Origin of the sequence: Pedobacter sp. KBW06, assembly GCF_003852525.1 — a bacterium.
Classification (GTDB): domain Bacteria; phylum Bacteroidota; class Bacteroidia; order Sphingobacteriales; family Sphingobacteriaceae; genus Pedobacter.
Genome location: NZ_QAJL01000009.1, coordinates 79,480 through 103,686, shown reverse-complemented (window position 1 = coordinate 103,686; position 24,207 = coordinate 79,480). Strand labels below are relative to the sequence as shown.

The window sequence follows — 24,207 nt, the reverse complement described above, 5'->3', positions numbered from 1 at the left end:
TCTCTCGAAATCTTGTATTTTTACAGACATGATGAAGCAAAAATCTAAACCTAATATTTTAGTGGTAAATGATGATGGAATCACTGCGCCAGGTATAAAGAACCTGATTGATGTGATGAAGGAGCTGGGCAATGTAGTTGTCGTTGCACCTGATGGTCCGCAATCCGGAATGGGGCATGCCATTACCATCGGAAAACCATTGCGTTTTGATCGTGTTGATCTTTACGAAGGCGTAGAAATGTACAAATGCTCAGGCACTCCTGTGGATTGTGTAAAGCTGGCGGTCAACAAAATTTTTAAAGGCAAAAAACCTGATTTATGTGTCTCCGGTATCAACCATGGCCTGAACAATTCAATCAATGTGATTTATTCAGGAACGATGTCTGCTGCGGTAGAAGGGGCGATTGAAGGAATTCCTTCTATCGGTTTCTCCCTGGACGATTTTTCTGAAGGCGCAGACTTCAGTCACTGCAAAAAATTCATTAAATCCATTTCCGAAGAGGTATTGAAACATGGTTTGCCACAGGCGACACTTCTGAACGTCAATTTCCCAAGAGGAGCAGAGCTGAAAGGCATCAAAATATGCAGACAGGCAAATGCAAAATGGGCAGAAGAGTTTGATGAGCGTAAAGATCCCTATCAACGCCCTTATTACTGGTTAACAGGTGTATTCCAGAACAATGATAAAGGGGAGGATACGGATGTCTGGGCTTTGGAAAATGGCTTTGTATCTGTGGTTCCGGTGCAGTTTGACCTGACCGCACACCATGCCATCCCTATTTTAAACTCCTGGACATTTGATGTTAAAAAAGATTAAAGATTCGGTATTTATAGGTCTGGGAATCGGAATTCTGGTTCCCGGAATCCTGGGCAGCATCGTTTGGTTCCTCATGCACCGTTACGCTTTTCTTGCGAAAGCAGACCTGCTGCTGATTGCCTGTATTGCGGTAAATGCCGGATTGCTCCATTATTTCTTTAAATTGAATAAGGAAAACCTTGGAAGAGGCATTATCAGTGCCACGTTCATGTGGGCTTTCGTCTTCTTTTTCTATAAAATTAATCAATAAACTATGAAATACTATCTAGTAGCGGGAGAGGCTTCCGGAGATCTGCACGGCGCTAATTTAATGAAGGCCATCAAAGCGGAAGACGAGTCTGCTGATTTTCGTTACTATGGTGGGGATAAGATGCAGGCAGAAGGCGGGAAATTGAAAAAGCATTACTCAGAAATGGCCTTTATGGGCTTTACTGAAGTCCTGCTCAACCTTCGTACGATCTTCAAAAACATGAAAGCCTGTAAAGAAGATGTGCTTGCTTACCATCCTGATGTATTGATCCTGATCGATTTTCCTGGTTTTAACTTAAAAATCGCTGAATTTGCAAAGGCAAACGGTCTCAGGGTATGTTATTATATTTCTCCCAAGGTATGGGCCTGGAATCAGAAAAGGGTGCTTAAAATAAAGCGGATTGTGGATAAGCTCTTTTGCATTCTGCCTTTTGAAGTAGACTTTTACAAGACCTGGGGAATGGAAGTCGATTATGTAGGAAATCCATTGCTGGATGAGATCGCACAATTTATCCCTGATGCCGGTTTTCGCAGTAAATATCAGCTTGATAAAGACATCATCGCACTCCTGCCGGGAAGCAGGAAACAGGAGATCGAACGCCTGTTGCCGGATATGTTAAGCGTTACTGCGGATTTCCCGGAACAGCAATTTGTGGTGGCAGCAGCGCCAAGCTTTGAAGAGGCCTATTACCGGCAGTTTATCAACTCGGCAAACGTGACCCTTGTTTTCGGACAAACTTACCAGCTGCTCCACGTGGCAAAAGCCGCTGTGGTGGCCTCTGGTACGGCTACCCTGGAAACCGCGCTGTTTCATGTGCCGCAGGTTGTGGTTTATAGAGGAGGCGCAATCTCTGTCGCCATTGCCAGAATGCTGGTCAAGATTCGTTTCATTTCCCTGGTCAACCTGATCATGGACCGAAAAGTCGTTACAGAACTTATTCAGGAAGATTGCAATACTTTACAGATCAGTTCGAACCTGAAAAACCTGCTGGAAGGCGCTGAGCGGGAGCAAATGCTGAAGGATTATGCCGAATTGTCTGGAAAAATGGGAACAGCAGGAGCATCAGAAAGAACCGCGAAGCTGATCATGCGCTTCCTTAAAGGGCTTTAAATCCTCCAAAACCCTGAATTACATTTAGTTTCAGATATTGTTTGAAATTTAGGATTTATTCTTTAATATTGATTTAGTAAAACGTATTAGTTCGAGCCTGATACTTTACCGGAATCATTAACTAACCTAAATATAACCAAATATGAATGTCTTTACTATTTCTAATAGAATACCGTTAGCGGAACTATAAAACGTATTAGCTTTTAATTTTCAATGATTTACAGCCTTTGGCCTTCAAAGGAGGGCCGGGATATGGGCAATCCAATCTCACCGGCATTTCTGAAATTAATGGCATATCCAACCCTGCACCCTTTTTTTTGTGGAATTGATAAAACGTATTACTAGCATCAGATAATCAACCCGAGTATTCACCCCTAACGCAAAGCCCATGAATAAATAAGCCAACTCAACATTGATACTAAATTATTAAAACGGTTTAGTATCACTCAGTGCCAATCCCTGCTTTGACATCCGCCATCAAGAACCATTGATGTTGAAGCAGCGGGCATTCCCAAATGCCCAACCCAAAATTTACTAACCTAAAAACAACAAAAATGAAAATCAAACACTTAGTTCTGGCAGGGCTCCCTATCCTCTGCCTAACGGGAATCGAGGCCTTTGCCGGGACATCAGCGGTAAGCCGCTCCGGTGCCAATTCTCATGCTTCTTTTTTCTTTCAGGGGGTATCACAAAAAATAACCATCAGCGGAACAGTGCTGGATGAAAACTCACAGCCTGTACCGGGTGTGGGTGTTAAAGCTTTAAAATCAAATAAATCAACCGTGACAGATGCTTCGGGCCGTTTCAGCATTGAAGTAGAAAGCGCCGCAGAGCAACTGTCCTTCAGCTATATCGGCTATGCCACACAAACACGTGCAGCAGGATCTGGTGCCAGCCCGCTGAGCATTAAACTGGTTCCTGCAGAAGGAGTAAACCTGGATGATGTGGTGGTGGTTGGTTACGGAACCAGAAAGAAATCTGATGTAACCGGTGCGGTGGGATCTGTAAAAGAAGAGCAACTGAAGGAACGCCCTGCCGCTTCTTTAAACCAAGCCTTGTCCGGACGTATTTCAGGGGTACAGGTGAATTCAAATTCTGGTCGCCCCGGCGGTCAGACCAATATCAGAATCCGTGGTTTCAGTTCCATCAAAACAACCAATAACCCTTTGTACGTTATTGATGGGGTGATTCTTCCTGTAGGTTCACAAACGCAGAACAGCAATGCCATCGATTTCTTAAACCCTGGAGACATCGCCTCTGTGGAAGTGCTTAAAGATGCTTCCTCAGTTGCCATTTATGGTGCAAGGGGTGCAAACGGGGTAATTTTAGTGACCACCAAGAAAGGTTCTGCTACCGGCGGTAAAATCAGTTATGATGCTGATTTTAGTGTGCCTACAATAGGTCCGAAAAGAGTGGAAATGCTCAATGCCAAAGAATTTATTGAGGTCGAAAACCTGGCTTTCGAAAATGCCAAAATCTACGATCCTGAAGGTTTTGCAAAAGGAACTTATGTAGATCCCCGAATTAAAAGAAAAAACCTGCCTTTGCTTTTCGATTCCAATGGAAATCCTTTATACGATACCGATTGGTTTAAAGAAGCCACGCAAAATAAACTTTCTCAAAACCATCAGCTTGGCTTTACAGGTGGTAACGCAGAAAGTACCTATGGCTTATTCTTAAACTACCGTGATGATAACGGCTTGTTAAAAAATTCTTACCTGAAACGCTATTCCGGAAGGTTTACAATGGATACTCAGATCAAGAAATGGATGAAAGTAGGGGGAAGTTTAAACTATACCAATCAAACGGAAAACCTGGTAGATATAGGTACAGGAGGATTGAATTCGGTTAGGATGATCACCGAAAGTTTCCCTTTTTTACCGGTTAAATATCCTGATGGAACCTGGGCAGATAACCAGAATTACCCGGGTGCTGAAGGAGGATCTAATCCGGTACATATCCTGACAGACCGTAAATACATTTTACAAACACAAAATACACTTGGAAACGCTTATGCCAATATTAACCTTGCCGAAGGCCTGGAATTCAGAAGTGTGATCGGTGCAAATATTGTCACCCGCGGACGCTCTGAATACAACGGACGCAGTTTATATGGCATCTCTTTCGATCAGAAAGGATCTGCTACTTTAGACAACAACAGGGAAACGTATTGGTCTTTTGAAAATTACCTGACCTATAATAAACGTTTTGCCAAAGATCACGCGATCACGGGCTTACTGGGTTTATCATGGCAAAAAACAAACATCTTCGGCTTTGCGGTAGGAGGAGAGAACTTTTCAACAGATTATTTAGAGTACAATAACCTCAATGGCGCAAGTAAACCAATTCCGGGAAGTTCAAGAGCGGACCGTTTTGCCTTTAACTCTTATTTTGGACGTCTCAATTATAGCTTTAAAGACAAGTATCTGTTTACTGCAACCGGACGTATGGACGGTTCCTCTAAATTCGGATCGAACAATAAATATGCTTTCTTCCCTTCAGGAGCAGTAGCATGGAAAGTTTCTGAAGAAGATTTTATCAAAGGAAGTCCGGTGATCTCTAACCTGAAACTGCGTGCAAGTTATGGCTTGACCGGAAACTCTGAGATCCCGAGTTTTTCTTCATTAGGTGTGCTGGGAACAGGATATGCGGCAATTTTTAACAATACCCGGTTTGGTGGTGTGGGAACGAACCGTCTTGCCAATCCAAACCTGAAATGGGAGAAAACAGGCCAGTCTGATTTTGGTGTAGAGCTGGGCTTGTTTAACAACAGGATCAGCATTGAAGCCGATGTATACTACCGTAAAACGACCGATATGCTACTGGACGCGCCGGTACCGCTAACGAGTGGATATAGCTTTATCACAAGAAACGTTGGTAGTATGGAAAACAAAGGTTTAGAGTTTGCCATCAATACGGTCAATATCAGTACAGAGAATTTTACCTGGAATACTGCATTTAACATTTCCATGAATAGAAATAAGGTACTTTCCCTTGCTACTCCGGCCGACATTTTTGGCGTTGGAAATCCTGGTTTTACCAATGAAACCGGAATCATTCGTGTAGGTGAAGCAGTAGGTTCATTTTGGGGCCTTACCCGTCTGGGAACCTGGAGCGAAAGTGAACGCGCAGAAGCTGCAAAATACAACTACAGGGGAAAAACAATATTACCGGGTGATATCAAGTACCTGGATGTAAACGGCGACTACCAGATTAACGATGCAGATCGTATGATCATCGGTAACGGAAGCCCGAAAGCATGGGGTTCATTTTCAAATACCTTCAAATATAAAAATGTCGATCTGACTGTTGAGCTTCAGTACTCTGCAGGAAATGATGTCCTCAACATGACGAAACACTCTGCAGAAGACCGCGTCGGACTGGCCAACAGTTACAGTTCCGTACTCAATGCCTGGACCCCTCAGAATCAAAATACCCCGATCGCAGCAATTCGCGATACCAGGGCCGGATATGTAACGAATGTGGATACCCGTTGGGTAGAAGATGGTTCATTCATTCGTGGAAGAAACCTTTTGCTGGGTTATAATTTCCCGGCAGAGATTACCAAAAAGTTGAAATTAAACCGCCTGAGAATTTATACCAGTGTGCAGAACTTCTTCCTGGCGACTAAATTCTCCGGAAATGATCCTGAGGTAACAACTTATTCCAATGCATTTGCACAAGGACAAACCTTCTTTGATTACCCTAAGCCAACAACATATATGGTCGGCTTAAATGTTGGTTTATAGTTTTGATCGCTTCTACTTTAATTAAATATATCATGAAATTAAATATAAAATATACAGGTAAAATCCTTCTTGTTGCCTTAGTCGTACTTGGAACAGGATGTAAAAAATTCCTCGAAGAAAAAGATCCTTCAAATTTAACTCCGGAAACCTATTATACCATTCCTGAGCATGCAGAGGCTGCTGTAGCTGCAGCTTATGCGCAAACACGCTTTATCGGAAACGGTGCCGGCATTTTTGTCGCAAATTTTTCAATGCTGGAAATGGTTACCGGTACTGCAAGAACAGAAACCGGGCAGAATTCCGATTTGAACAACCTGCTTGGTTTATCTTTTAACGGAGAAAATTTATTGGTTAGAAACTGGTGGGCGGGTTTGTACAATGTGATTGCACAAACCAATCTGGTGATTGAAAAGGTGCCTGCCATCACTCCGATGGATGCGGTAAGAAAAGCCCAGATCCTGGGTGAAGCAAAGTTCCTTCGTGCCTGGGCTTATTTCTACCTGGTGAGATTATATGGAGATGTGCCATTGATTACCACTCCTCAGACTGCTGCATCTCCGGATTTTTATCCGACAAGAACCGGAACGGAATTGGTTTATAAGCAAATTACAGATGACCTGACCGCTGCAGAAGAAGCAGGGCTTCCATGGCAGGATGCCAGTGGAAAGGTGAGTAAAGGAGCGGTAAAATCATTGTTGTCTAAAGTTTACCTTACGATGGCCGGACAACCTTTAAATAAAGGTGCTGCTTATTATAAGCTTGCGGCAGATAAATCTCTGGAAGTAATTACCAGCAGCGGTTATGGCCTTTTCCCTTCTTATGCAGACCTTCATAGCCTGAGCCAGGAAAACAAAGGAGAACATGTTTTTCAGATCCAGTACCTGGCTACGGTTACGGGAAACCCAATGCAGCAATTGCTATTGCCCAATTTTAAGAACGTTTCTGCCTATAGCGATGAAATTGGAAGTACGGTTCCAACCACCAAATTTTATCAGTCTTTTGAGGCGGGAGATTTAAGGACCAAAGACAGGGAAGGATTCTTTTATACTTCCTATTATACAGGAGGTAACGGGGAACTGAAAGCCTTGAATGCTCCTTATATCTTTAAACATTTTGACGTGGTTGCCAACGGAACACTGGGGACTGCAGGAACCACACAAAGTGATTTGAACTGGCCACAGATCCGCTTCGCGGAAGTATTGCTGACTTATGCCGAGGCACAAAACCGTGCAGATGGGGCACCAAATACCGCTGCCTATGAGGCGCTGAATAAGATCAGAAGACGTGCATTGATCCCGGAGCTTTCAGGTCTGTCTCAGACCGCTTTTGAGGAAGCTGTATGGCGTGAGCGCTGGCATGAGTTATGTTACGAAGGCATCACCTGGTTTGATATGGTACGCTTAAGAAAAGTGTACAATGAAACCACTAACGGCTTCGATAATTTTGTCGGACATGCATTTGCTGAAAGTCCTTCAACGGTACTGGCAGAAAAACACTTACTTTTCCCACTGCCAAGTGTAGAGATTAAAAACAATCCAAACCTTAGACCTCAAAATCCTGGGTATTAAGCGAAGATACCAATGAAAAAAGCCTGCCGGAACATCATCGGCAGGCTTTTTTTAAGAACTCATAATTAGTTTATTCCTGATCGCGAAATCATAAAGCGCAACGGTAGAATCCCCGATCTCCAATTTTCGCATGATGTTTTTTCTGTGGGTATGAATGGTGAATTCTGAAAGGTATAACCGTTCCGCGATTTCCCTGGTCCTCATATGCTGACAAACCAGTCTGATGATTTCTACCTCACGTTTCGTGAGCTTATGTTTTTTCAGGAAATCATCAAAATAGGAAAAAGAATCCTGCCCTATCTGAGCCTCTTCCAGGATTGGGAAATAGGGCTTACCCGCCAATACCTGCAAAATGATCCCGGAAAGCAGCTCCAGTTTACCTGATTTAATGACATATCCACTCGCTCCCTTTGACCTGCAATCTTTAATCAGTTCGGGAGAATTGTAATTGGTCATGATGATGATCTTTGCTTTCAGCGATCTGCTTTTCAGCTCATCAAGTGTTTTTAATCCATCCACACCAGGCATATTCAGATCAAGTAAGATCAAATCAGCCCGGTGGATGGCTTCGGATTGTAAAAGAGCCAGCCCATTGCATACACGGTCAACAATGTTAAACTGATCATCTTTGCTGAGGTAAGCTTCTATGCCTTCCAGAATTGCCGGATGATCGTCTGCAAGAATAATGGAGACTTTCATAGGGTTGAGTTGATCGTTAATTGACCTCTAAATTACTTAATCGGGCTTATTTTATGGTTATAAATTGTTTTTCTTTTTAACATTTTCCAGCATCTGGTCCAGACTTGTCCTGTCCAGTAATTCTCCTTTTGTAATTACAGCATATATTTTTTGGGTAGCACTGATATTTTTTATTGGATTTTCATTCAACAACAGGAGATCCGCTTTTTTTCCGGTACCCAGGCTTCCGTAAGCTTTCTGATTCAGAAAAGCGGGGGAGTTGACCACTGATGCCTGTAAGGCCTGAAGGGGCGTTAATCCATATTTCACCAATAACTCCAGTTCTTTATGCAGGCCGATTCCGGGATAAGCATAAGAATTAAGGTACCCCGCATCTGTTCCTGCCATTATTTTAACACCTGCTTTTTGCAATAATGGCAAGGTTTTAACGGTTTTCTCAAACAACTGATGCCTGAATTCAATGGCTTCAGCATCATCCTGCTCCACTCTTTTTACCCTTCCTTCATAAGTTTTTTGAAGCCCTTTTCCGATGTACTGAAGGTAAGCATCATGCTTGTGGTTGTCTTTTTCGAAATAAGCCAGGATGTAATTCAGTGATAAGGTCGGCGTAATGTACATGCCATGGCGGGCCATATTTCTGTAGGTGGCCATTGCTGCGGTTTCATCAAAAGTATCCATCACCTTTTGGTTAAATGCCTTACCTTTTAAAGTTCCTGCGGCCACCTCTGCAGAAATCTCTTTCTCTATTTTAGAGCCTGCTTTGAGCGCGTAACCAAGGTGTTCTACCGAACTTAGACCAGCCGCTACGATCTGTTCCATCGTCAGCGCATTTGGAATATGGGCAGATACCTGATACCCGCGCTGGCGGGCCATTCTGATGCTCTCTAAGAAAAGCTCCGGGCTCAGGGTATTGTCTGTGATCTTCACAAAATCGACTTTCATCTTTTGCAGGGAATCCAGGGCCTCTTTGATCTCCCGGGTATTGCCTACCTCGATATCTCCTTTCCATACCGATTTGTAGCCTTCCAGTTTAGGTCCGGAAGTGAAAATGGTTGGTCCCTGAAGTTTTCTTGCAGCAATTTCCGCCCTCCATTGCAATACACTCGGACTAATATCGGCCGCTGCATCGCGAATGGTGGTAATCCCGTAAGCAAGATATAAAGGGAGCAGGTTCTTATTTTCTTCAATGATTTCCGTTCCACCACCAAAATGCATGTGCATGTCCCAAAGACCGGGCATCACATATTTACCCCGGGCATCCAGGGTTTTTGCTGCTGTATATTTTGTAAGCTGGCTTTCCGGTAATACAGCGATGATCAGCCCGTTTTTAATCGCAATCATCTGTTTAGGAATAATTTTTCCTGTGTTTACATCAATAATTGTGGCCGACTTGATCAAAAGGTCTGCTGCTTTCTTCTGGGCAAATGACACCTGAACGAAGAGCATGCCAAGCAATAGAAATGTTATTTTTTTCATGAGTACATCATTGTTTTTTAATGGTAATGAAGCGATCATAAGCAGGTTCTTTGCTTTTTGTAAGCGGTATGCTGATGAGGGCTTCATTGGAATTTATTTTTTAGCAGTATGCTGATGAGGATTTCAGCAGTATTTATTATTTCTTTGCGCCAGCTTTTTCTAAAATGCTGACGATTTCTTTGAAGTTTTTCTGACGTGCATGCGTCAATGAGCTCAGACCATCCTTGTCGGCAATATTGACATCGGCTCCTGCATCTACCAGCATTTGTACAATCTGGACTTGTTTGCTGTTACCATCACTCAAGATCACGGCTTCCAGTAAGGCAGTCCATCCCAACCTGTTAATGTGGTCAATGGGGAAGGATTTGTCTTTTAACAATTCTGCAACTACGGCCACATGTCCTTTTTCGCAGGCAGGAATCAATGCCGTACCATTGTATCGGTTAAAGATCTTATAATCTGCACCTGCTTTTAAGCAAAGTTTAACAATATCCAGGTATCCGGAAGCTCCGGCATAAAGGAAAGGGCTGTTTAGCATTTTGTCCTGCGCATTTACGCTGGCCCCGGCATCGATCAGGAGGCTGGCCATGGGAATATGGTTTAAATAGGTCGCGGCCATAAGTGGCGTTTCTCCTTTTTCATTCCGTACTTCCAGGTCTTTATGACTGGAAATCCATTCTTTAAGTTTGTTGGGGTTTTGTGCTGCGATGATATCGAAGACCCCGGTTTTCGTAGGTTCCATAGTTTTTTCTTGTGAACATGCGGTTAAAGTGCATAGGCTGGAGATCAGCAAAGCCACTAAATAGGTAATGCGGTAATTCATATGCAAATGTAAATTTCCCTAAAACACCAGAGTAGGACTGTTTAGCACATCAAGGGTACTAATTATTCATTTTGCGAAATTCCTGGGGGCTGCTGTTGGTATATTTCCTGAAAAAGCGGGAAAAATAGGAAGTATCATTAAAGCCAAGGGTATAGGCAATCTCTTTAATGTCGAGTGTGCTGAAGGTAAGCATTCGCTTTGCTTCCAGTAAAATCCGCTCCCTGATGTAATCACCGGCAGTAATTCCGGATTTTTTTCTGCAGACCTGATTCAGGTAATTTGCCGTGACACTCATCTCATTGGCATAAAAGGAAACCTCACTATGTGTGGCATAATGCGTTTCCAAAAGTGTCAGGAAGCTGTTGATAATGCGGTGATCCGGAGCGAATTCCTGTACCGAAAAATTATCACTGTACCATCTTTTGATCAATAACAAGACGACCTGCAAGCGGGATTGAAGGATGTCGATGTAGAGTTCTTCAGCATGATGTACCTCTTTTTCCATTTTTTCGAGCTCCTGAATCAGGGCCAGGTACTGCTCGTCTGTGAGGGGAAGAAATGGAGAGGCGGATAGGTTAAAATAAGGGAAGCGCTGGCTTCCCGGCAACAGGAATTTTAGGGAAAACATCAGTTGATAACCTGAGGTATCTTTTGAAAGTTCCCATTGATGCGCCTGCCCGGGGGCAAGAAAAAACACCATTTTATCCTCTACTTCATGCGCTTTAAAATCTATCGTATGCGTGCCGCTTCCCTTTTCAATGAGTAAGATCATATAAAAATCATGCTTATGGGCATGAGGAATAGACGGCATGTTAATTGGCTGATGATGAACTACTTTAAAGTCCTCCTTGGTATAAGGAAGATTGAAAATTTGTTCAATACCGACAGTAGGTAAAAGCATTTCTAAGTGATAGTAAATTGTTTTATCTAACTTAAAGATAAGAAATAATTGTGCTAGCTACGACAATCCTATGAAAAGTATTTGACAATTCTTTTATGAAGTTCGTCTTTGCTTTCAGGAAAGGAAGCTTTTGGGTGCCGGTCCCAGTAATCAAGCCCTTGCTGCAATGCCCACCGTGCTTTCTCTTTGTTGCTTGCAATCAGGAAAAAATCAGCGGCTTTATCATGAAACCAATCTTTATCCACCAAATCGTGCGCCGCATTCTCCCAGTTAGAAAGGCGGTCCAGATAGGGAATGCCTACGTTAATCACGTTTTCTTTTAAAATACCCAGTACTTTTTCACGATGTGATTCCGCTATGATTTGAAAATGTAACTCCTGTATATTGTCAATGACAGGAAATGCCATGCCTTTGATGTTCCAGTCCATTTCGCTGCTCAAATGATCATTGGTGTCCTCTGTACCGAATTCTGCTTTGTACCAGCGGGAATATTCCTTTGAGGATACGCTGTAGGAGGTCCAGAATTCGGCACATGTATTTTCTTCATTGTGCCTGTTCAGTTGAAAGCTAATGGTCTGAACGAATTCCTTAAGTTTTCGTTTAAACGTCAGTGTACTTTTCGAAAATGTAAATCCCAGTTTACTTAGAGGTTCAACTAAGGTCTGTTCAATGCTATTGATGATTAATTCCCTTGGTTTCATTATAATAAATATATCCGTCCCTATTTGTTATTGTTGAGAATTTGAAGATAGGAAAAACTTTAAATGTTTTGTTACAACCTGTTATCGTGTTGTAAAAAAGACATTTGGTCCTGCCTGCATGGGATCATCGTCTTGAAATAGCTTGTGTCATGCTTCCGGTTCCTTTTATTTTAGCGCTTTATTAATCATAGGTTGCTAGGGCCAAAGAGGGCCTCGAGCCCAATCAACCTGTATTATCGTCGGATGAAAATTAGCGGTAGAATAAAAGCAATTGGAACGATATTATAAGCTGGAGGTTGACTTTAATAGAACTTATTGCTTATCTTGGTGTTACTTATATTAATATTATTAATCAATTTTGCTAACCTCGCTACTTCTTATATTAAAAAAACATGCTTTAAAACGGGAATATCCCAATATTTCTGTGGACTACAGTAAGGTCATACTCAGCAATGGCAATTTACCCGCTGCAGATGACCTGAAAATCGAAAAGCAGGAAAAAGGCGTATTGGTAAGCTGGGACCCTAATGGTAAATACAACGACACCGTGATGATCCTGCTTTATCATCCCCTGAGAAAACAGGCAACGCCAGTGATTAATGCCTGCAGGAGAGATGCAGGGGCCTACTTTGTTGGTTTAAATGAGCAGCTGCTCGACGAACCGATTGAAGCTTATATCTGTTTTAAATCTGCAAATGGCAAGGCGATTTCAGACAGTGTTTACATCGGGAACCTGAACGGAGAAGTGGAAAGTAAGAAAGAACAGGAGCAGAAGGAAAAATATGCCCTGGTAAAACAGCAGTTTGATGCCATAAAAGCCGATTATTTAAAACAAATGGCAGATAATTCCGGAAACCCCGTCAATACCAAAGCTTTTCGGAATCTGGAAAAAGAATATGAGGTGCTGAAGAACAAACTGGAGCATCTTCCCGTGAAACCTGGTTAATTGTCAATGAAAACAGCATTTTTTACTAAAGAAAGCTATCTTAGCTTAGGATCAGACCGGATCTGTATGCCCCTGTTTTTTTATAAACCGGAAAAATGTCTGGATACCCTAAGATTACAAGTTAATGAGCAAAATATTTTTTACTTCTGACCATCATTTCGGTCATGCCAATATTATTAAGTTTAGCAATCGGCCATTTCTAAATGTGGAGGAGATGAATGAGGTCATGATTGCGAAGTGGAATGAAAAGATTGGACCAACTGATGAGGTCTATCATCTGGGAGACTTTGGAATTACCAGTCCGGAAGATTTTCAACAGATCGTCAACAGGCTGAACGGTATTATTTACCTTATTGTTGGAAACCATGAAGGTTCGGCTTTAGGTTATCGGAAAAGATTCAAATGGATAAAAGAATACCACGAAGTTAAAATTAAAGATGAGGAACGTGGAAACGGTGTTCAGCGCATTGTTCTTTTTCATTATGCCATGAGGGTATGGAGAGGAGATTCAAGGGGGACATGGCATCTATATGGACATTCTCATGGAAATCTCCCTGACCTGGCTCATCGGCTTTCTTTTGATGTCGGAGTGGATGCGCAGGACTTTTATCCCTTGTCTTACGAGGAAGTGAAGGCAATCATGAAAACGAAAAGCTGGGTTCGTCCTGTTGAAGACGAAGAGGTCTGAAATATTTCAGGTGGGTTGAATCGTAAGGATGATATGGAAAAGACACAAGTCAACGTTTTATATGAGCAGGCAATTGAGATCAGGGTAGAATTCCCTGTCTCTGTCCTTTGTGCTTATAATGGTCCCTCTGATTTGGATGTGACCTGGGACGATAACCTGATGTATCTGATCAATGATGCACTCGATCAGGCCGGAGCATATATTAAGAACAGCAAACTGGAATTCTATCCTGTGCCGGAAAAAAACGACGAGGTCCTGAGTTATCAGTTGACGCTAATCGTAAAGCCACCCGGGCTGGACTTATATGGTATTGCAGCAAATCTGATCACTGAAAACTTTGAAAAAGGTCTGTGTATTAAATTGAAATCAGCGCATCAGGGCTTTGAAGTCGTATATGCAGGCCCCTTTGCCCTGATATCGCAATGACATAACCGGCAGGAGCATCAGCTGATCTGAATTCAGTTTTGATCGGTTGAAAACAAACCAGCTGATCCCTTATCATTCGCTTTTTCTGAAGGCAACTTTGACATCATTGCCATCTTCGTCTATGGTTGAAATTACGATTGGCGTAGAATGTGTTGGCGGTTGAGACATCAACGATTGTTGTGACTGCGCCTGTAATCTATAAAAATCTTCATTTGCCGCTTGTTCGGAAACCTGATAAACGGGATAGTTTTTATTGTCAATGTCCCAGTCAATGACATCGTTTCCAGGTTCATATTCTTCAATGTTATCCGAATAAATGTTCGGGCGGTTGATGGTATATACCTTATGCAAATTTTCAAATCTATGGGCAACTCCTGTAGGAATCACCAAAAATCTTAATGGAGAGGGTTTAAATTCAATTTTGACTTCCTTATGCTTTGTTGGGGAATTTTCCCGGCAGTCGACCAGATATAGGGTAACCGTTTGGTCAGGATCGCCAACAAAGGTCAGCCTGTCCTGTTGTGAAAGGTGAATCCCAAAAGCGTCATGGGTATAAGAAGCAACACCATGGTCTACGACATAAAAGGCCGAGCTGTCCAGAAAAGGGATAAAACCAGATTCATCGCCACTCCAGTAAATCAGATGCCGCTGCCATCCCAGATCACGAATGCCCTCTATCGATTCCCATTCAGGAAAGACATTTTTTCTAAGCTCTGTCTTTCTGAACATCAGGCGGGCAGAAGAACCATCATTAAATTCAAGGTCCTCGGTAAAAGGATATTCAGAGTCTATTTTAGGTAAATTTTCCTTTTGGTGAGTCCTGATCAGTTCGTAGAATACCGCTGATGCCTCACAGCTGTTGGGTTCAAAGAAATTAAGCTGATCATCTGATACATCCATCGGTAAATTGATGACATCATTTTCTAAATTCCAGTTGGTTTCTCCACTTAACCATTTATCCGGATCCGGGAGATACAACTTGTAGGTGTTTAAGGTATAGATGTTTTCCAGACCGTCAAATGCATGCGCCACACCTGGCGGAATGCAGAGACAAAACTCACTGGAAGGATGTAAGGTATAAATCAGCCTTTTCCCTTTGGTCGGAGAATTTAGTCTGCAGTCTATAAAATAAGCCTTGATTTCCTGTTCAGGATCACCCAGAAAAGTCAGCCTGTCTTCCTGGCCAAGGTGAATGCCATAATGCCCGTATTCAAATTTAGAATGACCATGAAAAACTAAAGTAAAGGGATAGGTTGAAGGAAAGGGAACAACGAATGAATCCTCTCCGTTATCAATTCTCCAGTTATTTTCAATTCTTAATTCATGGATAGTTGCTAAGCTGTCTTTCATGAGCGTAGGTTTTTATGATTTCATTTGAAATGAGTTTTAAGCAGCAGGGGACGGTTAAAAAACCGCTCCCTGCATATTGGTGTCTATTTTTTTAAGATATCGACCGAATAACCGGCATTTTTTGCCGCATCAATCAAAGTGTTGAGGTCTGATTTTGGAAAAGATTTAAGGAAGGCATCCACCGAACGTTGTTTGATTCCAGCCAAAGCAGCAGAGATTTTTTTGCCTTCTGCTACGTTTTTAGGATCTGAAAGGACGTAGTTAAACATTAAGCCCTGTAAGGCCTGGTCCCCGGTGATCACTTTATCGCCATGTTTAGCAACAAGAGAAGTAACCATTGAATCGAAATGTCCGTCGGTGTCTACATGTTTTGCGGCATACAGACTGGCAAAGAATGACTTTGCATTTTCACTTTTTAGTTCCATTTTTTTGATGATTAGGTTTTTATATGAATAATTTATTGTTGCGGATTTTGTGTTTAATATGGATGTCGTTATTCCGCATTTCCGACCCTGGATGGTAAGTCCTTACGTTACCCTGAATCACATTTAAGTTTAGTTACTGTATTATTCAGATTCTTGTATTCTATTTTTTATAGCGTTTTAAATGCTTCATCAAACCAGCAGTTTTCTCAGTGCTGAAAATGATCAGTCTTTGTTCAAAGTAAGGGCAGGTATCATCTTTAAATAGGGCTCGGCTGGCATTTGATGGTGTTAAATGTAAATTCGATCACTCGGTTCACAAAGAAAAAATATCGTTCTTTTCGTTCATTTTATCTCCGGATAAAGGCGTTGAAAATGCTGGGCGGATGCGATAAATTCCGGACGGATAAAAATATATTTTCATCAACGATAGTACTGCCGCTTCAAATCGGTGTTTAGCTTAGTATACCACCGGACATTTAAGGAAAAATGGAGCAACGTATCAATAAAACCGAGTTATTACAATTTTTAAATGGACAATGTTCCGCTGAAGCTTCTTTAAGGATCAACCAATTCCTGGAGACTGCTGCGGGACAACATTTATTGGATGAGCTGCTGAATGAACATCTGGACTTTGCAAGCGAAGGAGAGATCGATCCGGATAAACTCTCGGAATGGAAAAAGGAATGGAGTGCAAAGTTCAGTACCGTAGTTGAAGCTGTTCCTGCAACAAGCGATACCATCAATCCCGGAGGCAAAAGAATAAAGCTAAATGTGATGTTGCGTTATGCTGCGGTCCTGACTACTTTAATTTTGGGTGTTGGAATTTATAGCATTTCCAACAGGAAAAATAAATCAGCTCAGCCGGAGTCCCTGGCCCTGGTTCAAAAAAATCCTCTGGGCCGCCGTTCGACTTTCAGTCTGGCCGATGGAACCAAGGTGTATCTTGGCCCTGGCAGTGCACTGTCTTATTCTAAAGATTTCTCCGGAAATAAAAGAGAAGTGATATTAAAAGGCGAAGCCTATTTTGAAGTCACAAAGGATAGTGAAAAGCCATTCATGATTTATACCGAAAACTTAAGGACTCAGGTATTGGGAACCACCTTTAAGGTCAGTTCATTTCAGGGAAGCCCGATTCTGGTTTCTGTAACGAGTGGTAAAGTCCGGGTCGACCGGCTTACCGATGAAGAGCCCCAGGAACTGGCGATCCTGAATCCCGGCGAACAGGTATCCTATAACCAGCATTCGGGAGCACAAAAATCCAGTTTCAATATTGAAAATGTAAAAAACTGGAAACAAGGCCAGCTGGTTTTTAATGGGACGCCACTTTTAGAACTTACCAACCAAATCAGCAGGTGGTACAATGTATCGATAAATATCAGCTCAGAAACCTTAAAGCAAATTCCCATTACGGTAACATTGGACGGCAATATGCCTGTGTATCAATTCCTGGATGGTTTAAGCGCTTCGTTTGGGTTCAACTATAAAGTAAAAGACAAGGTCATCACCATCTATTAACCTAAAACCGGAAAACTATGTAAAAATGCTACACTAAAACATAAAAATCGCCCTCCATCAAAGGAGAACGATTTCAAATGGGTCAATAACCAAAAGATTTGGACGTCACATTGGTTATTTTAATTAACACGATTCTTTCGGAAATCCGAGAGTAACCTTCTAATTCTATAAAAGTATGCAAAAAGGATTTATTCCTTATCCATCCGTAAGATTTTTTTTAATTAAAAATGATAGAATCAAGTTTCTAATGAGATTTTCATTTGTTTTAACGGTAACGACATTAATATTTGTGAGTCTCTTGTTTGCCCGGGAAGGGCATAGTCAGGGTTTAGATCAGGCGATCAGGCTATCTATTAAAAATGCGGGTATGAAAGAAAGCATACTTGCCATTGAAAAAGAAAGCGGGATTCGTTTTTTGATGCGGGACGACCTCATCAAAGGTTATGAAAAGAAGTTAACGATCTCTTCTCCAAAAATTACCGTCAGACATGCTTTGGAACAGGTATTATCGGGGACGCCGCTTACCTATGTGGAGCTGAACGGCTTTGTATCTGTAGTGACCAGATCTGCGCAATTTCTGATTACAGGGAGGGTGATCGACGAAAAGACGAAAGAATCATTAATAGGGGTTTCCGTAAGGATAAAGGGGGCGCAGGCTTCGACATTCACCGACAATCAGGGCAATTTTTCTTTGAAGATTCCGGGTTATGGGGTGACCCTGCAATTTCAATCCATAGGCTACCAGTCGGCAGAAGTACGTGTAGATGATGCGAGGTCTGTACAAAATGTGGGTTTGAAAATTTTGAGTACCGCCTTAAAAGAAGTAACGGTACATGCCAGGAGAAAGGCGAATACAGAAGCTGCGGTACTTGATGAAAGAAGGTTATCCGGAATTGTACAGGACGCAATTTCTGCACAGCAAATAGAAAGAACAGCAAGTATCACAACCACGCAGGCCTTGCAACGGGTAACAGGGGTAACGGTGACCGATGAAAAGTTTGTGGCCATCAGGGGATTAGGTGAACGAAGTGTCATCGCACAGCTAAATGGCGTGCGATTGGCATCTTCGGATCCGGACCGTACTTCTATTCCCTTAGACCTTGTTCCGGCGTCCCTGCTGGATAACATTACCGTATATAAAACTGTAACTCCGGATAAGCCGGCTGATGCAGCATCGGGAATTATTGAATTAAAGACCAAATCTATTCCCGAGTCTCAGACATTTGAAGTGGTTGCACAATCGGGATTCAATTCCAATGTAGGTTTCAGAGGAAACTACAATAGCTTCTACAACAGTGATATGGGGATTTTGGGAACCAGAATCAACGATAAAAACCTGAGACCTGATTTCCTGGCGCTTTCTGAAAAGTATCCCGATGGATTGGGCTCGGTCCAGAAGCTGATTGCCAATACCAATTATAGCCTGGAAACCCAAAAGGAAGTCAACCGCATCAATTCCATTATGCAGAGCTTCGATCCTGCCCTGAAAACGGGTTATCAAAAAGCACCCTTAAATCAATTGTATTCCATGACCTATGGAAATAATTTTAAGGTCTTTAAAAAACATAAAATCGGATTGATCCTCGGAGGGAATTATTACCGCCGCATTACGGATACCTATCAGGGGGATTTGACACAGTACAGTATTTATCAGGGGGTAATTACCGGAAATAAGGATGTATATAGCTTTCGGAACATTCCCAATTATGTGACACCAAATGGTTTGTATATGGGTAAATATCAGACCTATAAAGAAAATACCGGTGCTGAAATTTTAAACTATGGGGTGCTTGGCGGCCTGGCTTACCGCTTCAATGAGCGCCATGAAATCAGTGCCCAGTATATGGGAAGCTGGGGTGGTGAAAATACGGCGACAAATTTAGCTGGTGGATATCAATATTCAGGACTGCCGGGAGCGGTGTCCAGCGACATCTATTCGATTAAACAATCTTACCGGACCTTAAATATCTTCAACATTCAGGGAGAGCATAAAATTACTAAGGGCCTAAATTCGCCACAGCTCAGCTATAATATCGCTTCTTCAAATTCCAGTCAGAATGAGCCGGATTATCGTTTTGTAACCCTTGCCAATTATACCCCAACAGGTGGTGGCTGGTACATGAGGCCCCAGATTGCAGAATCAGGTGTGGGAGGTATCAGAACTTATTCCAAACATTTATATGCACTGAGTTCCGGATACGTCAATGGATTTGGTGCCTATGGAATTATCCAGGCAGAACCTAACGGACGGAGGTGGCGTAAACTGGAGGAAAAGAATTACAATTATAAAGCCGACTTAAGCATTCCCTTTAACCTCTTCGGACAAAAACAGGAATTTAAAACAGGGGTCAATTACCTCTTCCGGGAAAGAAGTTTTACAGAGAACCATTTGTTGCTGCCGGGTTCAAATTTCAACAGAAACGGGGCATTGCCACTGTATGATGTGGAAGGAGACCTGAACCGTTTGGTGAGCAATGAGGTGATCGGAGTTCATGCGCCTTTGTCCGGACAAGGGGAGGGAATGATGCCCATAGGTGGCTTTTTATACAACAGCCAGAAATCGCCGAACAACTATAAAGGATACTATGAAACAAATGCGGTATACACCATGCTGGATGTCCGTCTTTCTGAAAAGATCCGGCTGGCAGGCGGGGTCCGCTTTGAGATGACCAGCATAGGGTCTGTGGTCGATACCTCGAATGTCTTTCTGGACCCTGCATTGTCTGCACCTACAGCAGACGGATCAAAGATTCCATTGATCCTGGTGGAGCCCAACTCTGTTCACAATGTCAATTATAAACCTTATTACTCCTTGAACCTGAATTATTCCCTTCATAAAAATATGAATTTCAGGGCGGCCTTCAACACGACTTTAGCGAGGCCGGAGCTGAGAGAAATCACCAATGTTTTTGAATTTGATGCCTTTCAGATGGGACTTGTGATCGGAAATCCAAAGCTGGTGAACCAGCACACACAAAATCTGGATTTCAGGTGGGAATGGTTCCCGAATTCAGGTGAAGTACTGGCTTTCTCGGTATTTGGAAAACAAATTGATAACCAACTGGTCAGGGTATTCAATTTAAAAACAGACGGACTGGCGGCTACTTATCCTGAGTTTCCTACGATACAGTATCAGAACGATGAGAATACCGGTAAAGTCTGGGGAATAGAAATGGAGATCGTCAAAGACCTGGAAAGAATCTGGTATCCATTGAAAAATTTCTTTGTCGGCTCCAACATGATGCTGGCAAGAAGCCTCATCAATAAATCAACAGCACGTTACAATGCCGGTAAATCTTTAGACCGGCATACGCCAAAAAATAGCCCCTTGTTTGAACAGGCACCTTACTCTATCAATTCCTGGCTCAACTATACCAATAAAAAGACGGGTACAGACCTGACCACCTCTTTCAATATGGTAGGAGAAAGACTGGTGCAGATCAACCTGACCGGAGAACCGGATTTATACACACGCCCGGTACCAATGCTGGATTTTGTATTCAGTCAGCGGTTAGCGAAGAAAGTCCTCTTTAAAGGCTATGCAAAAAACATCTTAAACCCCAACATCCAGACGGTGTATGCCAATCCGGGTACCGGAGGCAAATGGTATGGCAACGAATACCTGAACCGCAGTTTTAAAAGAGGAATGGAAGTCATGCTTGGTTTTACCTATAATTTATTTTAGTCATGTTTAAAGAAGTAAAGCACAAAGTCAGCAGCCGGTATTCCCGGAAATGGGTTTATGCAGCTGTCATCAGCTTATTGCTGTCTTACTCCTGTAAGAAAGAAAAAATCAATTTTCAAAGGGATACGGCTATAGAACGCGTCACTGGAAATTTATCGGGAACAAGGATTGTTGATCTGTTTGGCTATGACCATGTGATCGCGAATGGCGACAGCCTGACCAATTTTGTGATTCCAATTCATCCCAGTGACCCTGCTTATAAGGAAAATCATTATAAATTTCCCGGTACCAAATATTTCCCTCAGGATGGACGTATGGGCAACAGCTGGTGGAGTGTCGAAAATACAGATGCAAAAGTCGGGGCGATCTGGCAGGTTCCTGCTGCCTTGTTTGGTACCGATCATATCCTGAACCTAACTTTGCAGAACCTGGACACCGATGGGAATCCTTATGAGATGGCTAACTTTTCCATCGGCATGGAAAACAATAAACCCATGGATTATTATGTGGTCAACAGCGCAGTAATGGGGGGAAAAGCGGATTACCTGATGACAGAACGCGATGAAACGGAACCTAAAAAGGGTTATTTTAAGATCAGGGTCATTAACCTTTCCTTCAAACTGGGCCCCCGCTCTAATTTTAACGGACCATTTGAAGAACATTACGGGAAAATTTCATTGGCCTATGCGGATGGCCGCCCGGTAAGCAATGCCACGAGCAATGTTGATCCGCTGAAAAAGGTTTCCGACTATGTGGAAATTCCATATGGGACCTATCAGTTTAAAGTGTTAAATGAAAAAGGAAGAGAAATCGCAGGGGCGACAGGCAATACGCCCAATAGAATTATTGATCCGCCGAGTTCATCCATGCCCCGCACTATTTTCGACCCTTCGTACATAGTCTATGCACCGATACAAACTTATCAGCCAGGAGGGGTGTATACCATCGTAGTCAACCCATTTGGCTGTGAGTTTTTCAAAAATGAACTGAACTATACCGATTTTAAATACCAGAATTCCTTTAAAATTATTGTCGATAAAAAACCGGAGGTCAACCAGTCTTTTGCCCGGGTACAGGCGGTAAATGCCTTGCCGGAACAAACGGTCAGTTTCCGCCTGAATGGCGAAACACTTGCTGAAAATTTAAAATATGCAACAGCAAGCGTCTATCAGACAAAATCAACAGGTAAACAACAGATTGAAGCGCTGGATCAAACGGGAAAAGTGCTGGCACAAATGGAACGAACGCTTGATCCGGGAATGAATTATACTTTATGGCTGTATCCGACAGCGGAAGGGCCTGCCAGAATAGTGGTCACCAATAACGACCTGAGCGGAGTGATCCATGCCGGAACCAGTGAAGAAGATGCTTCCTATGATTACCGGTATTTTGCCATGCCATTCAGCAAACGCTTCCTGAACCTCTGTCCGGATATTCCTTATCTGACGGTAACAGCAAAAAACGGACAGGTTTTAGGCGATAAAAAAGACAATCCCGCAGTCTATAACCTCAGACCGGGGCAGGCACCTGAGCGCTTTCCTTATACTTGGGGAGACTGGTCAAGCAGGGAATATGAAATCCTCGCTTACCGGTCTACCCCTCAGGTAACGCCGGGAGTATGGGCAAGCGACATCAAAATCCTGACCAATGAAAACTTCATTGCCCGTAAAGAACTCTACACCTCGGGCTCCAAGACAATGCCTTTTCATGAACCGGGCATTTACAGCGTTGCCCTGATCGGAAGAACCGGGGCTCAGGTTCCGGAGGCATTCAAAGCAAAGATGATTGTGGTTAAACATAACCTCTGACAAGAAATGATGCACACACCGGGCCATTAACCAGGGCCTCCATATCAAAGAACCTAAACCACAACTAAATGAAAAAAATAAGCATAAATTACCTGATCATCTTATTGTTCTGCCTGACTGCCTGTGGTAAGATCGAATATACCAAAATGGACTCCCCGGCTTACCTCAGGGTGTTCAATAACTTTACCTATAACCTGACGGTAGAGAATAAAAACGAACAATTTCCGATTTTCACCATGCTCATCGAACCTAAGTTTGATGGGGAAGGAACAGTCACAGGCGCGGAAGTTCTCGGGGATTTTCTGGACAAAAGAGATTATTATGCGCCACCTTATCCTTCCCATATCGGGAACAGCACTTCGGTATTTAACCCGGAGTATCCGGGAAAAGAAAATGTACTCGTTGGGCCGGTACTGAATGGCTATGACCTGAGCAGCTGGGCACAGGTGCCCTCAGGAAAAAGAAGGGTGATGTTTGTTTACCGCCCCAAAAGTGAAGTGCCCTTTCTGCAATTGCCTAAACAGTTGAGGAGCAAAGTGCTGATCGATACGGTGCTGAACCTGGAAAAGGGAGAAGTCTTTACCCTGCACCTGCTGCAGAAAGATTTTAATACCCGCGAGAACGGGATGATCCTGAGACAGGAACAATTTCATAAAATGCCGTTATCAGATTCCCTGGTATACGTCAATATCTATAACATGAGTTCCAAAGGGTTCTGGAGTGCAAACGCAGGGTTTAAAGATAAATTCGAGCGAATGGGGATGATGAATTTTGGGATTAAGGATGTGATGAATGTTTACTATTCACTGGTAAATTATGACCAGGGACAAGGGCAATGGTTTGACCGGGCGATCAACGGACATAATAAAGCGTTCATGGGCACCATCCACCGGGATACCGAATCGGGTAAGGTGCATCCTTATTTTAGTTTTCCGGTCTTTGCGGATGCAGGAAGCAATAACATCTCCACTAAAATCTGGCAGCGTTTCTTTTTCCTGCCTCCGGGAAACTCTTTGGAGAACTACCTGCACTATGAGCTTTATAATGACAATGAAGGGAATTTTGCGATCGTCAATTGCTTTGAAAATGGACTGGTAAGGCCATTTGCGGACTGGGGAGGCGCAGCCATGTTACCCAATCTGCTGGTCAATGTTCATTCAGGAACTTATAACCCCAGGACATTTGGAACAGTCAATACCCTGGAAATTGTAAATGGAAAGGTTTTCTTAACCACGGTACAGCGGAAATACGCACCTCCTGTATATTAAAA

At 42.7% G+C, this 24,207-nt stretch carries 19 protein-coding genes; 12 read left to right on the top strand and 7 right to left on the bottom strand.

Features of this window, described 5'->3' with window-relative positions:
* The first annotated feature begins 28 nt into the window (after positions 1 to 28).
* The 5 genes from surE (at position 29) to DBR43_RS32435 (ending at position 7,494) form a co-directional block, all read left to right on the top strand.
* Entirely contained in the window at positions 29 to 817 is a 789-nt protein-coding gene (gene surE, locus DBR43_RS32455) for a 5'/3'-nucleotidase SurE (protein ID WP_124587517.1), read from the top strand.
* Complete coding sequence (locus DBR43_RS32450) at positions 801 to 1,067, top strand: stationary phase survival protein SurE (RefSeq protein ID WP_124587516.1); 267 nt, start codon at positions 801 to 803, stop codon at positions 1,065 to 1,067. The genes surE and DBR43_RS32450 overlap by 17 nt, the downstream gene beginning before the upstream one ends.
* A gap of 3 nt (positions 1,068 to 1,070) precedes the next feature.
* Complete coding sequence (lpxB, locus tag DBR43_RS32445; protein WP_124587515.1) at positions 1,071 to 2,177, top strand: lipid-A-disaccharide synthase; 1,107 nt, start codon at positions 1,071 to 1,073, stop codon at positions 2,175 to 2,177.
* A gap of 554 nt (positions 2,178 to 2,731) precedes the next feature.
* Positions 2,732 to 5,926 carry a SusC/RagA family TonB-linked outer membrane protein gene (locus tag DBR43_RS32440; RefSeq protein ID WP_124587514.1) on the top strand — a complete coding sequence of 1,065 codons (3,195 nt, stop codon included), beginning with the start codon at positions 2,732 to 2,734 and terminating at the stop codon, positions 5,924 to 5,926.
* A gap of 32 nt (positions 5,927 to 5,958) precedes the next feature.
* Positions 5,959 to 7,494, top strand: coding sequence for a RagB/SusD family nutrient uptake outer membrane protein (locus tag DBR43_RS32435; RefSeq protein ID WP_124587513.1), 1,536 nt, complete (start codon positions 5,959 to 5,961; stop codon positions 7,492 to 7,494).
* A 51-nt stretch (positions 7,495 to 7,545) separates the two neighbouring features.
* Here DBR43_RS32435 and DBR43_RS32430 read toward each other — a convergent pair whose 3' ends face one another.
* From DBR43_RS32430 to DBR43_RS32410, 5 genes are all read right to left on the bottom strand, one after another.
* Positions 7,546 to 8,193: a response regulator gene (locus DBR43_RS32430; protein ID WP_124587512.1), complete on the bottom strand. Its 648-nt coding sequence runs from the start codon at positions 8,191 to 8,193 to the stop codon at positions 7,546 to 7,548.
* A gap of 57 nt (positions 8,194 to 8,250) precedes the next feature.
* On the bottom strand, positions 8,251 to 9,756 hold the full coding sequence (locus tag DBR43_RS32425) for an amidohydrolase family protein (RefSeq protein ID WP_233603312.1): 1,506 nt from the start codon (positions 9,754 to 9,756) through the stop codon (positions 8,251 to 8,253).
* 49 nt (positions 9,757 to 9,805) lie between these two features.
* Positions 9,806 to 10,411, bottom strand: coding sequence for an ankyrin repeat domain-containing protein (locus DBR43_RS32420; RefSeq protein ID WP_233603310.1), 606 nt, complete (start codon positions 10,409 to 10,411; stop codon positions 9,806 to 9,808).
* 139 nt (positions 10,412 to 10,550) lie between these two features.
* A complete protein-coding gene (locus tag DBR43_RS32415; protein ID WP_124587510.1) occupies positions 10,551 to 11,393 on the bottom strand; it encodes a helix-turn-helix domain-containing protein in 843 nt (280 codons plus the stop codon).
* Positions 11,394 to 11,461: 68 nt separating this feature from the next.
* The gene (locus DBR43_RS32410) at positions 11,462 to 12,094 is read right to left on the bottom strand and encodes a DUF4304 domain-containing protein (protein ID WP_124587509.1); all 633 of its coding nucleotides are present in this window, start codon (positions 12,092 to 12,094) and stop codon (positions 11,462 to 11,464) included.
* 358 nt (positions 12,095 to 12,452) lie between these two features.
* Between DBR43_RS32410 and DBR43_RS32405 the strand changes: the two genes are divergently transcribed.
* From DBR43_RS32405 to DBR43_RS32395, 3 genes are all read left to right on the top strand, one after another.
* A complete protein-coding gene (locus tag DBR43_RS32405; RefSeq protein WP_255420984.1) occupies positions 12,453 to 13,040 on the top strand; it encodes a DUF6266 family protein in 588 nt (195 codons plus the stop codon).
* A gap of 124 nt (positions 13,041 to 13,164) precedes the next feature.
* Positions 13,165 to 13,728, top strand: coding sequence for a metallophosphoesterase (locus DBR43_RS32400; RefSeq protein WP_124587507.1), 564 nt, complete (start codon positions 13,165 to 13,167; stop codon positions 13,726 to 13,728).
* Between the two features lie 33 nt (positions 13,729 to 13,761).
* Positions 13,762 to 14,154, top strand: a complete 393-nt coding sequence (locus DBR43_RS32395) for a hypothetical protein (protein ID WP_124587506.1) — start codon at positions 13,762 to 13,764, stop codon at positions 14,152 to 14,154.
* Positions 14,155 to 14,226: 72 nt separating this feature from the next.
* On the opposite strand, the gene DBR43_RS32390 is transcribed toward DBR43_RS32395, so the two are convergent.
* Both DBR43_RS32390 and DBR43_RS32385 read right to left on the bottom strand, forming a co-directional pair.
* The gene (locus DBR43_RS32390) at positions 14,227 to 15,504 is read right to left on the bottom strand and encodes a dTDP-4-dehydrorhamnose 3,5-epimerase family protein (RefSeq protein WP_124587505.1); all 1,278 of its coding nucleotides are present in this window, start codon (positions 15,502 to 15,504) and stop codon (positions 14,227 to 14,229) included.
* An 83-nt stretch (positions 15,505 to 15,587) separates the two neighbouring features.
* Complete coding sequence (locus DBR43_RS32385; RefSeq protein ID WP_124587504.1) at positions 15,588 to 15,929, bottom strand: hypothetical protein; 342 nt, start codon at positions 15,927 to 15,929, stop codon at positions 15,588 to 15,590.
* A 486-nt stretch (positions 15,930 to 16,415) separates the two neighbouring features.
* On the opposite strand from DBR43_RS32385, the gene DBR43_RS32380 reads away from it, so the two are divergent.
* The 4 genes from DBR43_RS32380 to DBR43_RS32365 all read left to right on the top strand — a co-directional run bounded on the left by DBR43_RS32380 (position 16,416) and on the right by DBR43_RS32365 (position 24,205).
* On the top strand, positions 16,416 to 17,444 hold the full coding sequence (locus DBR43_RS32380) for a FecR family protein (protein ID WP_124587503.1): 1,029 nt from the start codon (positions 16,416 to 16,418) through the stop codon (positions 17,442 to 17,444).
* A gap of 247 nt (positions 17,445 to 17,691) precedes the next feature.
* Positions 17,692 to 21,129, top strand: coding sequence for a TonB-dependent receptor (locus DBR43_RS32375; RefSeq protein WP_233603308.1), 3,438 nt, complete (start codon positions 17,692 to 17,694; stop codon positions 21,127 to 21,129).
* Between the two features lie 2 nt (positions 21,130 to 21,131).
* On the top strand, positions 21,132 to 22,937 hold the full coding sequence (locus DBR43_RS32370) for a DUF4397 domain-containing protein (protein ID WP_124587501.1): 1,806 nt from the start codon (positions 21,132 to 21,134) through the stop codon (positions 22,935 to 22,937).
* A gap of 68 nt (positions 22,938 to 23,005) precedes the next feature.
* Positions 23,006 to 24,205, top strand: coding sequence for a hypothetical protein (locus DBR43_RS32365; RefSeq protein ID WP_124587500.1), 1,200 nt, complete (start codon positions 23,006 to 23,008; stop codon positions 24,203 to 24,205).
* Positions 24,206 to 24,207 lie beyond the last annotated feature (2 nt).

Coding starts and splice junctions, on each gene's coding strand:
- surE (WP_124587517.1), top strand. CDS start 29: ATGATGAAGCAAAAATCTAAACCTAATATTTTAGTGGTAAATGATGAT.
- DBR43_RS32450 (WP_124587516.1), top strand. CDS start 801: ATGTTAAAAAAGATTAAAGATTCGGTATTTATAGGTCTGGGAATCGGA.
- lpxB (WP_124587515.1), top strand. CDS start 1,071: ATGAAATACTATCTAGTAGCGGGAGAGGCTTCCGGAGATCTGCACGGC.
- DBR43_RS32440 (WP_124587514.1), top strand. CDS start 2,732: ATGAAAATCAAACACTTAGTTCTGGCAGGGCTCCCTATCCTCTGCCTA.
- DBR43_RS32435 (WP_124587513.1), top strand. CDS start 5,959: ATGAAATTAAATATAAAATATACAGGTAAAATCCTTCTTGTTGCCTTA.
- DBR43_RS32430 (WP_124587512.1), bottom strand. CDS start 8,193: ATGAAAGTCTCCATTATTCTTGCAGACGATCATCCGGCAATTCTGGAA.
- DBR43_RS32425 (WP_233603312.1), bottom strand. CDS start 9,756: ATGAAGCCCTCATCAGCATACCGCTTACAAAAAGCAAAGAACCTGCTT.
- DBR43_RS32420 (WP_233603310.1), bottom strand. CDS start 10,411: ATGGAACCTACGAAAACCGGGGTCTTCGATATCATCGCAGCACAAAAC.
- DBR43_RS32415 (WP_124587510.1), bottom strand. CDS start 11,393: ATGCTTTTACCTACTGTCGGTATTGAACAAATTTTCAATCTTCCTTAT.
- DBR43_RS32410 (WP_124587509.1), bottom strand. CDS start 12,094: ATGAAACCAAGGGAATTAATCATCAATAGCATTGAACAGACCTTAGTT.
- DBR43_RS32400 (WP_124587507.1), top strand. CDS start 13,165: ATGAGCAAAATATTTTTTACTTCTGACCATCATTTCGGTCATGCCAAT.
- DBR43_RS32395 (WP_124587506.1), top strand. CDS start 13,762: ATGGAAAAGACACAAGTCAACGTTTTATATGAGCAGGCAATTGAGATC.
- DBR43_RS32390 (WP_124587505.1), bottom strand. CDS start 15,504: ATGAAAGACAGCTTAGCAACTATCCATGAATTAAGAATTGAAAATAAC.
- DBR43_RS32385 (WP_124587504.1), bottom strand. CDS start 15,929: ATGGAACTAAAAAGTGAAAATGCAAAGTCATTCTTTGCCAGTCTGTAT.
- DBR43_RS32380 (WP_124587503.1), top strand. CDS start 16,416: ATGGAGCAACGTATCAATAAAACCGAGTTATTACAATTTTTAAATGGA.
- DBR43_RS32375 (WP_233603308.1), top strand. CDS start 17,692: ATGAGATTTTCATTTGTTTTAACGGTAACGACATTAATATTTGTGAGT.
- DBR43_RS32370 (WP_124587501.1), top strand. CDS start 21,132: ATGTTTAAAGAAGTAAAGCACAAAGTCAGCAGCCGGTATTCCCGGAAA.
- DBR43_RS32365 (WP_124587500.1), top strand. CDS start 23,006: ATGAAAAAAATAAGCATAAATTACCTGATCATCTTATTGTTCTGCCTG.